The 14,699-nt window shown below is 29.3% G+C and carries 14 protein-coding genes; 2 read left to right on the forward strand and 12 right to left on the reverse strand.

What is annotated here, in order from left to right; all coding sequences use genetic code 11:
• Positions 1 to 37: 37 nt before the first annotated feature.
• The 6 genes from NSQ15_RS10325 to NSQ15_RS10350 form a co-directional block, all read right to left on the reverse strand.
• Positions 38 to 643, reverse strand: a complete 606-nt coding sequence (locus NSQ15_RS10325; protein WP_017638415.1) for a DUF402 domain-containing protein — start codon at positions 641 to 643, stop codon at positions 38 to 40.
• A gap of 302 nt (positions 644 to 945) precedes the next feature.
• Positions 946 to 1,425: a cupin domain-containing protein gene (locus tag NSQ15_RS10330; RefSeq protein WP_017638416.1), complete on the reverse strand. Its 480-nt coding sequence runs from the start codon at positions 1,423 to 1,425 to the stop codon at positions 946 to 948.
• The gene (locus NSQ15_RS10335) at positions 1,425 to 2,141 is read right to left on the reverse strand and encodes a YebC/PmpR family DNA-binding transcriptional regulator (RefSeq protein ID WP_026083539.1); all 717 of its coding nucleotides are present in this window, start codon (positions 2,139 to 2,141) and stop codon (positions 1,425 to 1,427) included. Before NSQ15_RS10335 ends, NSQ15_RS10330 begins: the two co-directional genes overlap by 1 nt.
• Before the next feature lie 191 nt (positions 2,142 to 2,332).
• Complete coding sequence (locus NSQ15_RS10340; RefSeq protein ID WP_046466428.1) at positions 2,333 to 2,692, reverse strand: transcriptional regulator, SarA/Rot family; 360 nt, start codon at positions 2,690 to 2,692, stop codon at positions 2,333 to 2,335.
• Positions 2,693 to 2,804: 112 nt separating this feature from the next.
• A complete protein-coding gene (locus NSQ15_RS10345) occupies positions 2,805 to 4,988 on the reverse strand; it encodes a helix-turn-helix domain-containing protein (protein WP_217232528.1) in 2,184 nt (727 codons plus the stop codon).
• Positions 4,989 to 5,269: 281 nt separating this feature from the next.
• Positions 5,270 to 5,914, reverse strand: a complete 645-nt coding sequence (locus tag NSQ15_RS10350) for a Bax inhibitor-1/YccA family protein (RefSeq protein ID WP_017637229.1) — start codon at positions 5,912 to 5,914, stop codon at positions 5,270 to 5,272.
• Positions 5,915 to 6,291: 377 nt separating this feature from the next.
• Here NSQ15_RS10350 and NSQ15_RS10355 point away from each other — a divergent pair, with 377 nt between their 5' ends.
• Positions 6,292 to 7,116: a LysM peptidoglycan-binding domain-containing protein gene (locus tag NSQ15_RS10355; RefSeq protein ID WP_340747144.1), complete on the forward strand. Its 825-nt coding sequence runs from the start codon at positions 6,292 to 6,294 to the stop codon at positions 7,114 to 7,116.
• Positions 7,117 to 7,621: 505 nt separating this feature from the next.
• Here the strand turns inward: NSQ15_RS10355 and NSQ15_RS10360 are convergent.
• Positions 7,622 to 8,632 carry an inorganic phosphate transporter gene (locus tag NSQ15_RS10360; RefSeq protein WP_017637227.1) on the reverse strand — a complete coding sequence of 337 codons (1,011 nt, stop codon included), beginning with the start codon at positions 8,630 to 8,632 and terminating at the stop codon, positions 7,622 to 7,624.
• A 14-nt stretch (positions 8,633 to 8,646) separates the two neighbouring features.
• A complete protein-coding gene (locus NSQ15_RS10365) occupies positions 8,647 to 9,264 on the reverse strand; it encodes a DUF47 domain-containing protein (protein WP_017637226.1) in 618 nt (205 codons plus the stop codon).
• A gap of 429 nt (positions 9,265 to 9,693) precedes the next feature.
• Between NSQ15_RS10365 and NSQ15_RS10370 the strand changes: the two genes are divergently transcribed.
• A complete protein-coding gene (locus NSQ15_RS10370; RefSeq protein ID WP_070452566.1) occupies positions 9,694 to 10,083 on the forward strand; it encodes a DUF1398 domain-containing protein in 390 nt (129 codons plus the stop codon).
• A gap of 75 nt (positions 10,084 to 10,158) precedes the next feature.
• On the opposite strand, the gene NSQ15_RS10375 is transcribed toward NSQ15_RS10370, so the two are convergent.
• The 4 genes from NSQ15_RS10375 to graR form a co-directional block, all read right to left on the reverse strand.
• Positions 10,159 to 12,048, reverse strand: coding sequence for an FtsX-like permease family protein (locus tag NSQ15_RS10375; protein ID WP_340747145.1), 1,890 nt, complete (start codon positions 12,046 to 12,048; stop codon positions 10,159 to 10,161).
• A complete protein-coding gene (locus tag NSQ15_RS10380) occupies positions 12,038 to 12,799 on the reverse strand; it encodes an ABC transporter ATP-binding protein (protein ID WP_070452572.1) in 762 nt (253 codons plus the stop codon). Before NSQ15_RS10380 ends, NSQ15_RS10375 begins: the two co-directional genes overlap by 11 nt.
• Before the next feature lie 192 nt (positions 12,800 to 12,991).
• Positions 12,992 to 14,032, reverse strand: a complete 1,041-nt coding sequence (locus tag NSQ15_RS10385; RefSeq protein WP_017637222.1) for a sensor histidine kinase — start codon at positions 14,030 to 14,032, stop codon at positions 12,992 to 12,994.
• Positions 14,025 to 14,699 carry a response regulator transcription factor GraR/ApsR gene (graR, locus tag NSQ15_RS10390; RefSeq protein ID WP_340747146.1) on the reverse strand — a complete coding sequence of 225 codons (675 nt, stop codon included), beginning with the start codon at positions 14,697 to 14,699 and terminating at the stop codon, positions 14,025 to 14,027. Before graR ends, NSQ15_RS10385 begins: the two co-directional genes overlap by 8 nt.

Raw genomic sequence — 14,699 nt, forward strand, 5'->3', positions numbered from 1 at the left:
ATGTTTGTTATATTTATTTTGTTTGAGAAAATCATTCTTATTTTTTATCGTGTTGTTTAACTCGCTGTGGCTTTTTATTTTTAAATGGATGATTGTGTTTATTTTTCTTATATTTTTGATTTATTTTGTGATAACATTTCATAACTTTACTTTGAACATCATCAAAGTTTTCAACTATTTCAATCATTAATTGATGTGCAATAATATATGCTTCATGATATTGTTTTTGGCTAATTTGCCCATTTTGTAATGCAAATAATAAATCATCTTCATCAACTAACTCGTATGAACCATCAGGTAATACCAATACATCTAAGCATAAATCTAGAGTACGTGCATTTCCTTTTTGAGTAATATTTTTAATATTGATATCAAAATAGTATTCTAATGGATTCCCCTTATCATCAAACATAACGGTTAAACTATATCTCTTTTTTTCCGGTAATATTTGTAACCATTTATAATTATCATCTGCGACTATTATATTTTGACCAACTACCGTCACCTCTAAAGGTTCACGTACTTTCTTCATCGTGACCAAGCCTATAATACCTTTAAATCTATTATTATTAACTTTAACCTCTGTATATTCTCTCTCGATCAGGCGACGCCAGTGACGTTTGTCTATATATTTTACTTTCACAGTCACCAACTCCTTGTTTTCATTATATAAAAATGGTTCTATTATGTCATCATATGCTAAATTAGGTCATATTTTCGTGAATTCATTTAACTATATTCTACTACATATCGAGAAAATTTACTTTAAAACGACTAAATTACTATGATTTAATTTAATATGAATCCTAATATATATAATGATTACACATAAATATCAATTTTACATTATTCATATTTACAATATTTTGTTAATTAAAAGTATAAAAAAAGATACCTATGTGAACTAATCTATTTCACATAGGTATGCTGAATGCAATTATTTAATTATTTATGTTTTAATGCATATTTATCTATTACAGTTTGATGTTCAGGATACATTTGATTTAATTCATTTCTTTCAAACAACTCAAATTGTTCATATTCAAATGCCGGCTGACACATACAACCTACTAAACAAAATCCTTCATCATGTTCAAGTGAAGATGCGAATATTGTTCTTTTTGGAACTGTATATTGCATTACCTCACCATCTTCTATATTAGGTCCTAACTGCACAGATTCATATTTACCATCAGGTGTAATCATATGAATCGTTAATGATTGACCATCATGATAATACCAAACCTCATCTGCATCTATACGATGGAAATGTGAAATATCATTGGGTGTTAACAAAAAGTATATACTGCTAAATGCAGCTCTATTTGTCTCTGTTGATGGTTGACGTATACTTTCTTTGAAATAACCACCTTCTGGATGAGGGGTTAAATTCAACGAATCAATCCAATACTGTGCGTTTTTCATTATTTTAAATCCACATTATGGAATACATTTTGAACATCTTCCAAGTCTTCCAATGCATCTACAAGTTTTTCAAAAGTTTCTTGGTCTTCTGGTGATAATTCAATATCTGTTTGAGGTAACATTTCAAACTCAGCAACTTTGAAATCTTCAACACCAGATTGACGTAATGCATCTTGAACTTGAGCAAATTGATCTGGTTCCGCATAAACAATTGTTAAACCATCATCATCAATGACATCTCTAACATCAACATCTTGTTCCATTAATTCTTCTAATACTTCGTCTGCTGATTTACCTTCAATACCGAAAGTAGCAGTATGGTCAAACATATATGCTACTGATCCAGATACACCCATATTACCGCCATTTTTACCAAAAGCAGCTCGTACGTCTGAAGCAGTTCTATTCACATTATTTGTAAGCGCATCAACAATAATCATTGAACCACTAGGACCAAAACCTTCATATCTTAACTGATCATAGTTTTCTTCTCCAGCACCTTTAGCTTTATCTATTGCTTTATCAATGATGTGATTAGGTACTGAATATGTTTTAGCACGTTCTAATACTAAACGTAAGGCTTGGTTAGATTCAGGATTGGGTTCACCTGATTTAGCTGCCACATATATTTCTTTACCGAATTTGGCATATATTCTACTTGTATTTTTATCTTTTTGAGCCTTTTTTTCTTTAATATTATTCCACTTACGTCCCATTATGGTCATCTCGCTTTCATTCTCTATAATTAACATTCTATATTATACATGATTTTTAGTCGTTAATATACCTCTTACATTGTATCAATATATCATTAAGAATAAACCTCACCGTTCATAAAGTACAAAGTAAAATAAAGCATAAAAAAAATTAGCTCCTATCAATTAGGAACTAACTTATATGTAGAATTCTAAATATTTAAATATTCTTCAACATCATCGAATAAAGCATTAAATTCTTTCATGTTGTCTTGGTTCATATATAAATATATTTTTCTTTCATCTTCTGTCGATCTGACTTTATTTAACTTACCTTTTTCAATCAGTTTACGAATTGATACTAATAATTTAGTTCTACTCAATTCTAATTCTGAAATAGCAATTTTTAAAAATGTTTGCATTAACATTTGATCTTTTTGACAATTTTTTTCTGCCAAGTCTAGTACTGCTAAATCATTAAGAGTCAATTTATATTTTTGATCTATATATTCAGACAATGCTTTATATTGTTTATAAAATTCAAATAACTTTTCTAACTTTTCTTTATTCAAAAGACTTGCACCCCCAAATATAAACAGACAACATATAACAACATTATCCTAAATATCTAAAAATCTGTCTTTCCTATTTGTTTTTAATCTGTTGTCAAAATTACCGATAAATTTAAATTGAGTTGTGCAATGTCTTTTTCACTTTATATTCTTCCTTGAAAATTGTAATCATATAAAATGAATTATAGCCTAAGTTAATTTCTAGTGAACATTGGGTAAAATCATGTTCAATAATTTCAATTTTAGGTTTAAAGTAGTAATCAACTGTATCTAAAAATTGACTCGTCCATTCATACTTATTTCTTAAATCTTTTGAAATTAAATGATTAAGATTGCCGCTATAACTATTTATCTTTCCTATGAAAATTAAATGGTTTTTATATGTTGGCATTTCATTGAAACTGATATATACATTGCTATCTCCGTACTCTTCGTCAGCAGATTCATTTTCGATGACTCTCCAATCGTATAAATACAATACATATCGATCTTCTAACTCTACTTTCTTATAGTAGCTAGCATCCACAAAATCTCGATTAAACAAAATAGATATTTCATTAAATATTAATCCAAATGTCGTCTTAAAACCTTTTGCATCAAATAAATGCAATGCATTAAAATGATTGGGATTATGAAATAGATTGAAACCTAAACCTGTAAAAGATTCTGTTAAGGACGATATTGTTTCAATGATTAAAGGAGCACTATTACTTAAATCATTATGCTTATCATTAATTAACTGATGATTTTCTACATTTAATAAAAACATCTTCTCTTTCACAAAATCAACTTCATTTATTATTGCCTTTAGATTTTTTATTTGAATTTCATTTTTTAATAATAATCTTCCATTTCCCTCTGTTAAGTAAGAGGTAGTTAGTTTCTCATTATCAATAAATAGATATTCAAATTTTAGTCTTTTAATTTGAGATTCTATTGCTTTAAGCATCACTGGATCATCTATTAAACATGATATATCTAAACCGATGACATGATTAATATTTAAATCCTGAAACTTAATAATATCTTTATAGATTTCACGAATTTCTTTATCATCCAAATTAAAGACTGAAATAACTTCGTATGGATAAGGTATGTCCTGCTTACTATTCTTAAGTTTGAGTAGCACATCGCTAAAACAAACACCTATACTATCGATAACTTTATAACTATCAATATTAAAAGCGACTCTCAACCCTTTTTTGATAATAATTTCTACAATATTTCGTTTATCTTCATACGTCATTTCATTACAGATTTCTGAAAGTGTAGGAACGATATAAAAAATAACTTCTGTTCTTGAAAATTCAAATTTATCTAACTTGTTATAAAGGAAGGTATATTTTAATTCTTCTATCGTTTGAATTTGAATCACGCTTTGAAACGATTTAGCTTTCTTTATCTTTCCTTCATCTAATTGTATATCTTCATATTTTTCGATCTTATGTTGTTCTACTAATTTTTCAATATAAGGTTTTAAAGATTCTGAATCTTCATCAGTATCTATATTTATCTTAAACATAATATTCTTATCATATTTTGAAAGTTTTCGATAATCGTTAGGTGTCACACCTAAGTACCCTTTGAACATTTTTGAAAATGTTGACATACTACTAAATCCTAAAATGTCACTAATATGACTAATCGTTTTATTAGTTGTTAGTAATAACTCAATTGATTTGTTAATTTTCAGAGTATCAACATATCTTTTGAAGCCCATACCTATTAATTGATGAAACTGGGAAGAAATATTTGATTTTGATGTGAAAAGTTCAGTAGAAATATCTTTTAATGTCAGTCTTTGTTCAATATGGTTATCTATATATTCTAATTCTTCTTTCAAATCATTATAATACGTATAATTATATTGATCGATTGCTATACTCTTATCAACTTTTGCTTCTGTACCTATAATCTGAACTATTTTAGTCGTTAATTCGTCAAGTACCTCTCGATAGTCTTCATTAATATTTCTAAGTACTAACTGTAAAACTAAGTCTTTAAGTTTATTAGAAGATTTAATCAAATTGGCTGTATATTGAAAATCAAAAAATGAAAAATTTTGTTCAGCGAACCAATCACTGGTTAAATAAAGCATAATAACTTTGCCATTAGTATTTAAACTAAATACATCAGCATTGTTAATAATATAGATCTCGTTATTAATCGTCTTTTGTTTACGAAATTTTTGAATATGCATATCACCTTCTATTGGCCAAAATAAAATAATACCATCCTGGCACCTTGTCGTTGGATATTCGACATTAGAAAGTATACGCAAGTAAGAATTTGGCATAACTCTCCCTCTCTTTTCTAGTAAAACCAATACATCTTCTAAACTTAATTATTATTCTAAATTCTTAATCTAAACAATTTAACGCAATTATAACATGCAGACAAAAAATATACTTGTTTATATATATATAAATAATTAAGTAATAAAGAAATATAAATATATTTAATAAAAAAAGATGTGACGTTTATTTCCTTATAACTCATATTAAAGAATAAAAAGGAATAATTTTGAATCAAAACAATGAGTATCACGTCAACATCTTTGTCTTAAATGGTATTTTTTTATCGAAATCGATTTGCCAATCTTAATATATCTTTAATGATATTTAATAAGTTAATAAACAAATTGAAACCCATTTCCCTTGGAGAAAATTGTCCTCGTTTCATTCTATTAAAATCATAAAGTGTATATAGTAGAAATAATAATAAGCTTACTACTGTAATAACTGTGTGAAAAATTGGATTATGAATGAATATTCCGATAATACTTGCAATAATAAGCGCTAATAATGTGACAAATAAATAACGTCCCATACTAGAAGCATCATTAATTAGAAAGAAACCAACAATACCAAAGGCAATAAATGCACCAATTGCTAATATAATATTCTTATAAAATACGTCTGGACCAAGGTTTTGTAAATAACTTGTGAACATGGCATATGATAAAAGACCTAATATAACAGCATATATATGAGAAATGACAATGCCATACTTACGTGCACGTTGGAATACTAAAGTGATTAACACTAAGACCATTAAGGCTAAAGATAAAGGTCTTCTCCATTCCATTGGTAAGTATTGTCCGAAATAACATCCTATTCCGAAGATAATCCAATAATACATAAAGAATAGCCATACTTTTGCATATGCATGTGACCGTTGTTTATCTTTTGTTTTACTTGTGTGCTGTGTAGTTTGTGACATATGGTTTTGCTCCTTCATGTAATGTTTACATTAATGCGTTGATTTTACATTTATAAATTATCTTTAAAACGCGACAATAACTAAATCGATAGAATTAGTCAACATTCTATACTAATTATACACTTTGTTACAATTTATCAAACTTCTATATTAAAATTTTCATTTAAAAATCGTCTTCAAAACTGTCGTATCAGCATTTATTGTTTAAAAATAATTCAATTTCTAATTGTTAACAACATTACAAGATAATAACAAACCACACAAAGCCCTATATTTTTGTTAGTATGGGTAGCGTAGTGAAAAACGAAAAAGCAATTATACATAGTAATCATTCATTTCTATGCTAATAATTAAAGCAAATTTAAGGAGGAGTCACTTTGAAAAAGTTAGCCTTTGCAGTAACAGCCGCTTCAGGCGCAGCAGCAGCACTTTCTCACCACGATGCCGAAGCTTCTACTCAACATAAAGTTCAGTCAGGAGAATCATTATGGACTATTGCTCAGAAATATAATACTTCTGTTGATAGTATAAAACAAAATAACAATTTAGATAATAATATGGTATTCCCTGGACAAGTCATATCAGTAGGTGAAAGTGCTTCTCAAAGCTCTAATTCAAACACTTCTTCACAATCTGGTTCACCTTCAACACATACAGTAAAATCTGGCGAATCATTAAACATTATTGCTAATAAATATGGCGTATCAGTAAATGAATTAATGTCAGCGAATAACTTAAATGGTTATTTAATTACACCAAACCAAACGTTAAAAATTCCTAATGGTGGTTCAGGTGCAGGTGGCGCTGGTGCTGGATCTGGTAGTGCTACTGCTACTACAGGCAATACAAGCACACAATCACCTTCTTTCAATCACCAAAACTTATATACTGAAGGACAATGTACTTGGTACGTCTTCGATCGTCGTTCTCAAGCCGGTAAACCTATCAGCACATACTGGTCAGATGCTAAAAACTGGGCTACTAATGCAGCTAATGATGGTTATCAAGTAGACCATTCACCTGAAGTAGGCGCTATTATGCAAAGTGTTCCTGGCGTTTATGGTCATGTTGCGTATGTTGAACGTGTTAATGGTGACGGTAGTATCTTAATTTCAGAAATGAATTATACTAATGGACCATACAATACAGATTACCGTACAATTCCAGCTTCAGAAGTATCAAGCTATTCATTTATTCATTAATTAAATACTTAAATATTGATATATATTTATAAAACTACCAACAAAGTTTAATTTTTGTTGGTAGTTTTTTTGTCTTATCTTAATAGATATACAATTATTATGAAGTTGATACATAAAGTTCTAATGCTTTGGAAATCAAATTAACGTTTTCCAAAAGCAGTAGTTCCCTTAGAAGAGACCTAACATAGAGTATTCTAAAGAGAAATGCTGCAAGCAACGCAAGTTGAGCATACTTCTCAATTCGACAATATTTAAGAAACATCACAAATATCCACGTTGAATAAATCATTTTGTAAGAACTACTACCCCATAGTATAAATATTAGTTCTTAATCATCATTCATTTCTTCTCTAAATCTAATACCATTTGTCCTAACCTCTTAAAAATTATAAGTATCTATTCAACTATTTTAATTCAATAGGTAGTTTTCAAGTATACAAAAAAGAAGGTTGGAAATATTTTAATGATTATCCCAACCTTCTGATTTATATCGCTATGTTATATATTATTTTAAGAAGAAATGCATAATAAAGTATACAATCGCAGCTAATATAGCTGAAATTGGTAATGTTATTACCCAAGTAATTATCATACGTTGCGCTGTGCTCCATCTAACACCTTTTGCACGGTTTGAAGCACCAACACCTAAGATTGATGAAGAAACAACGTGTGTTGTTGAAAGTGGGAAATGTAATGATGATGCTACGAAAATAGTTAAGGCAGATGATAAGTCAGCTGCTGCACCATTAGCTGGTCTAATTTTCATAATGTTACCACCAACAGTTTTGATGATTTTCCAACCACCTATTGCAGTACCAAGACCCATTGCTGTAGCACATGCCATTTTAACCCATAATGCTGGTTCAACATTAGAACCATTTTGGATATTAGCAACGATTAAAGCTAACGTAATAATACCCATTGATTTCTGAGCGTCATTTGTACCATGTGAAAATGATTGTAACGCTGCTGTAAATATTTGAAGAAATCTAAAGTTACGATTAGTACGTGTTAAGTTAGCGTTTTTAAATACTACTTTAACAATTGAGTACATAATAAAACCAACACAAAATGCAATAACTGGAGACACAATTAATACAATAATAATTTTAGTAAATCCTTGATAATGTAATACTCCAAATGATCCTTCAGATGCAATCGCTGCACCTGCAATTGAACCGATTAATGCGTGTGATGATGAACTTGGAATACCATATAACCAAGTAATTAAGTTCCATGCAATTGCTGCGATAATAGCTGCTAAAACAACGACTAACCCATGTTGTAATTTAAATGGGTCAACGATATCTTTAGTGATTGTACCAGCAACCCCAGTAAATGTTAACGCACCAATAAAGTTCATGACTGCCGCTAATAAAATGGCTGTTCTTGGAGTTAATGCTCTGGTAGATACGGCAGTAGCTACAGCATTGGCTGTATCATGGAAACCATTGATAAAGTCAAATATTAATGAAAATATAACTATAGCTATCGTGACGATTAAAATATATTCCATAAGTGAGGACTCCCTTAGCTATTTTTCATGATTATAGTTTCAAAATTATTCGCGACTGTTTGGCATTTATCTGCAATTTCTTCCATGCTTTGATAAATATCTTTTATTTTAATTAATGTGATTGGATCTGTCTCACTATTGAAGATATGTTTTATAGATTGTCTTAAGATACCGTCACAGTTCGTTTCAAACTCTTTAATATTAATTGAGTGAATACGCATGTGAGATAATTTTTTATCTACTAATAAACCTACAGCAAGTTTCATTTCTGCTACTGCTTTTTGAATATTATCAACAAATTCAGCCATGAATTCATCTGTATATTCAATTGAATACATTTCAAACATTCCTGAAGTTTCTTCCATAGCATCTAATACATCATCAATTGCGTTACATAAAGATAAAATATCTTCACGTTCAATTGGCGTGATAAAAGTCTGGTTTAAATCAGTAATCACTTGATGCATTAATTCGTCACCATGAGATTCGTAAGTTTTGATATTGTCAGAATATGCTTTTAAATCTAAGTGTGTGTTGAAATCCATTTTTCCAAACTCGATTGCAGCACGGTCAAGATTGAAAACCATTTCCTCTAACTGAACCATGAACTTATCTTTTTTCTTACTAAACATTCAAAATCCTCCATTTGAGCGATTGTTACCAATCACATTCATAAATTTTTACTCCATAAGATATGTGGAACACATTTACAATTTTCAGAAAAAAGGAGATTCACTTTTTCATTATGTAAATATTTTGTAAATCATAGTTATAAGCAATGATGTTTGCGTTCAAATAAATTGCGTTTTGTTCCTACTTGAAAATATCACAAAATTTACATAACTACAATTCAATTTACAAATTCTTAACAAATACGCAATTAAAATTTTACATACCTTCTTCATTATGCCCAAAACGGGTATAATGACAATTCCACTTTATAATTTAACGTTTTATATGATGACTTTCAATTATTTTCCATGAACTAATTATGGATCATAAATTTTGCTATTATATTCCTACCATTTTATAATAACAATACTTAACCAAAGGAGACTAAAATGGAATTTACATTAAAAGCGATTCAAGATGCACATAGTAAATATACTGGACCAGATTTTCCAAAGCTATTTAAAGCTTTTAAAGATATGGGGATGACAACAAACATCGTTAACATTCAACAAGGTACATCAACATATGTTAATACCGAGAAACAAACGATTACTACAAATGGTGTTAAAGCGACACATGAAGTGGCAACGTCTTCTCATTCTAGTAGCGTCAAAGATATACTTAAACGTCACCAAAATGGGTATACAGATTTCCCTACTTTTTGTGAAGAAATGGCACAAGCTGGTATATATAAATGGGATATTGATATTAATGCAGGTACTTGTTCATACATTGATTTAAATGAACAAACGATTGTAAGTGAACAAATACCTCAATAGCAATATTAATTATTATATAAAAAGGATTTCATACAGCGTCTTATAAACGGTGTTAATGAAATCCTTTTTTATATTCTATATTGAATGCCTGATTGTTCTTTTTGAATGGTTATATGCTGCCAATGCAAATATAGCATAAATAGCTGTATATACTGCCATGACAATAAAAATTGGTGTTTGGTTTGTAGAACCTAATAATGTCATAAATGCTAGAGAAGCAAAGTAAGCATGTAATAATGCAATCACTAAAGGTAAAGCAAAGTTGAAGAATACTTTAAGTTTTAAACCTTTTGCCATATCTTGATAAGTAAAACCTAATTTCCGTAATATCGAATAATTTTCTATTTCATCTTCAGTTTCATCTATTTGTTTAATATAGATAATACATCCGGCAGCAATTAAAAAAGTAACCCCTAAAAATGATGTAACAAATAATAATACTCCTGTTAAGCTTGAAATTTCACTTGCAGCTTCACTTCTAGTTTCAATATTCTTATCCACATTTTTAACAGCATTTTGTAATTCCGGCATATCTTTTTTATGCTTAATATCAAAACCGTATTGGGATACAATATCTTTTGCTTCAGTATGATTTCTTAAATACTGGTAGTCTTTATCATTCAAAACTAAAGTTGGTCCACCTAAGTCTACATCACTCATGAAATATATTTGATTAATTTCTTTGTATAATTTAACTTTTATCGAGTGTTGTTTTGTACCTAACTTGGTTACACCATGTTTTTTGTATTTCATCATATCGCTGACTTTACCTTCAGGTGCAATAATATCAGTATATCCTTTAGATACTTCAACATTAGGTATATATTTATCACTCGTTACTGCTACTTCATAAGGTTTAGCAATCCCTTTTTCGAACAATTTGTCTTTAAATAATTTGCTGTATACAACTTCCTTATAGTTGTAAAAATATTTAATATTTTTATTATTTAACTCATAAGCTAACTCATTAGCCTTATCTTTATCTTTTAACGTAACATCATGTGGAGAATTTAGTAATACTTCATTCGTTAACGTACCTCTACTGATAGCTGCAAAACACAATACAGATACTGTTATTGCAGAAATAATAGTCATAACTGTAAGAGAAAATGCATTTTTCTTAATACGATACATAATTGGAGCAGTAAACATAACATCATGAATACTTACAGTATCTTGTCTTATCTTTTTAATTGCTTTAAAAATTAACGAAACTGTACTTCTATAGAAGAAATATGCACCAATGACGGTACAAATTAGAATAACAAATGGTTGAATTAAGCCATTAAAATGTTCTACAACTCTGGTAGATAGATAATAACCAAACAAAATCATAATGATACCTAGTATCCCTAAAATTAAATCACCAATAGTAAACTGATTGTGATTAATTTCTCGCTTTGTCATATTTGAAGCTAATTCTGTAATGGAACGTCTTCTTATATAAAGATAACTTTGACTAACAGTCAATATGTACGCAACTAAAATTAATAGAAGTGCTTGTATTATAGCCGATACACTAAAGATAATTGATACGGTGATATTAATTCCAAGTAATCTTAATACAATCATTAACAATATTTTTGATCCAAAGATTCCTATAATAATACCTAAAATAGAAGTAGTTATAAATATAAGCAACTGTTCTATCATAATCATTTGCATAATATTAAATCTAGAAAGACCAATCGTTTGAAACAACGCAAATTCACGTCCACGTCGCTTTAAAAACAATAGATTCGCATATAAAATAAATACGATAATCAGTACAAAAAGAAAATAACTACCTATTTGCGATCCTTCTTTAATAATTGGATAATTTTGTTTTCCATATAAATGATGTGCATATTTTAAAGTGATAAAACTAAAATAAAGTACTACGCTAATTACTAATGAAAATAAATAAATCGCATAATGTGAAAATTTTTGTTGGAAATTTTTAAAAACAATTTCTTTAAAGGTCATAATTCACTCCACCAAGCACACTTTGTGTTCTAATAATCTCATTATAAAATGTCTGTTTATTATCTTCACCTTGGAATATTTCTGTGAATATCCTTCCATCTTTTAACATCACTACACGATTCGAATAACTTGCGGCTACAGGATCATGTGTAACCATAATAATTGTTGTATTAAATAATTCATTCATCTTAGTTAATCTTTTTAATAAGTCTTGCGTACTTTTTGAATCTAACGCTCCTGTTGGCTCATCAGCAAATATAATGGAAGGATTTGTAATAAACGCTCTTGCTGCAGAAGTTCTTTGAATTTGACCGCCTGAAAGTTCAGAAGGATATTTATCACTAACATCCTTAATATTTAAAGCTTCTACAACTTTTTCATACCGTTCCTTCATTTCTTGTTTGGATATTTTCTTAACAGATAGCGGTAGCATAATATTCTCTTTTACTGTTAATGTATGTAAGATATTATAATCTTGGAAAATAAAACCTATTTCCTTTTTACGTATATTAGATAAATCTTTATTAGATAATTTATCCAACGCTTGACCATTTAATTTTATTGATCCTTGTGTAGCATAATCTATAGAGCTAAGTACATTCAATAGCGTTGTCTTGCCAGAGCCTGAAGGACCCATAATCGATATAAATTCGCCCTTATCAACTGACAAATTAATATCATGTAGTATTTCTTGAGAAGAATGTTGATTTCCATATATTTTAGTTAATTGATTTACTTCTAATATTGTCACGTTAACACTCCTAATAATCACTGCTCAATCACATTGCAATGAGGTTGAAACATAAAGTTCTTGTGCTCTGGGAAACTTGATTAACAACGACCCAAAAGCAGGATTTTGCCCCGACCTCTTTTATATTTTCACTTTTATATTATAACGATTCCTTATTACAAATGTACTAATAATGAATAACAAAACGCATGCTTAAAATGACAATGTTGTCACTTCAGACATGCGTTCAATGACTTCATTTTGTTGTGGGAATATGAGACTAAATGTAGTTCCTTTACCTACAACAGAATCTACTTTAATTTCAATACCTAATTGTGATTTAACACTATCCACTAAATATAGCCCCATGCCTGATGACGTCGTCTCATTTCTATTAGCCGTGGACGTATAACCTCTATCAAAGATACGAGGCAAATCTTTTTGGCTAATGCCACGTCCATGATCTTTAATTTCTAGTGTAATATGGTTATCAGTTAATTTACCGCTTATTTCAATCATATTATTTTCACTATATTTCAGTGAATTAGATAAGATTTGTCTTATCATCATTCGGCACCATTTCAAATCTGTATAAACGTTAAAATCATCAGTAAAATTCAATTCAAAACCTATACCTTTTATCTGGCTAATATGTCGTGTTAGTTGAATTTCGTCAATAACCATTCTTTTTAAAGAAACGTAGTCAAAATACATATCTTTATTTTGTGTTTCTAAACGTGTTAAATATAATTGTTTATCTAACATTTCATTGATACGCGACCATTCATATAATAATGCTTGTTTACGTTGAGCATCTTGTTCTTGGTCGATGATTAATTTCAATGCTGTAACAGGTGTTTTAATATCATGAACAAATTCAGTTATACTTTGTTCGTGATTATTGATTTGTACTTGTTGTTCTAAAACCTTATCCTTTTGAGTAGTAATATTACGATATAAATAATCTACTATTTGTTGTTGGAATGGTGTTTCAGCCAAGTCTTTATGTTTAATTTCTTCAATTTCTTTGTTCTTTTCAAAATGCTTCGTCAATCTCGATTCTTTAAAGAAAGTAATGATAATAAATATGATACTCATACCTAAATTAAGCACCACAATATACCATACACTATCAGCAGAAATATCATAATCGATATATGAAATGCCTAGCATAACAAGATTGATAAATACAATCCATATAATCCAATTTATACGTGATTTAAAAAACAACCAAAACCATTTAAAGTTATTCATGAGCCATATACCCTTTACCTACTTTGGTTTCAATAGCACTATCCATCCCTATTTCTGATAGCTTCTTTCTTAATCTATTTACATTAACAGTTAATGTGTTATCACTAACAAAGGCTTCATCGTCCCATAAAGCAGTAATCAATGTATCTCGTGAGACAATTTGATTTCTTTTGTTAACTAACATTTCTAAGATAATGATTTCAGTTTTAGATAAGAAAATGACTTTATCCCCTTTTTGAATACTATCTTTCGATAAATCAACGGTAGCATCTTGCCAGTTTAAAGTACGTTTTTCTTCAACCCCAAATTCATACACTCTGCGATAAACAGCTTGTAATTTAGCAATCAGCACATTAGTATAAAATGGTTTTTGGATATAATCATCTGCACCTAATTCCATACTCATGACTTGGTCCATTGGATTATCACGAGATGATAAAAATAAAATGGGCACGTTAGATACTTGTCTCATTTTTCTACACCAATAAAAACCATCATATTTCGGTAATTGTACGTCTAATATTACTATCTCAGGATTAAATGCTTCAAAAGTATCCATAACATTGCTGAAATCATCTATCCCTACAACATTAAAATCCCATTGCTCTAATTCTTTTTTCAATTCTTGAAACAGTGTGTTATCATCTTCAACTAATAAAATTTGCAT

The organism is Staphylococcus sp. FSL W8-0774 (assembly GCF_038006785.1).
In the GTDB taxonomy this organism is placed as follows: Bacteria; Bacillota; Bacilli; order Staphylococcales; family Staphylococcaceae; genus Staphylococcus; species Staphylococcus pasteuri.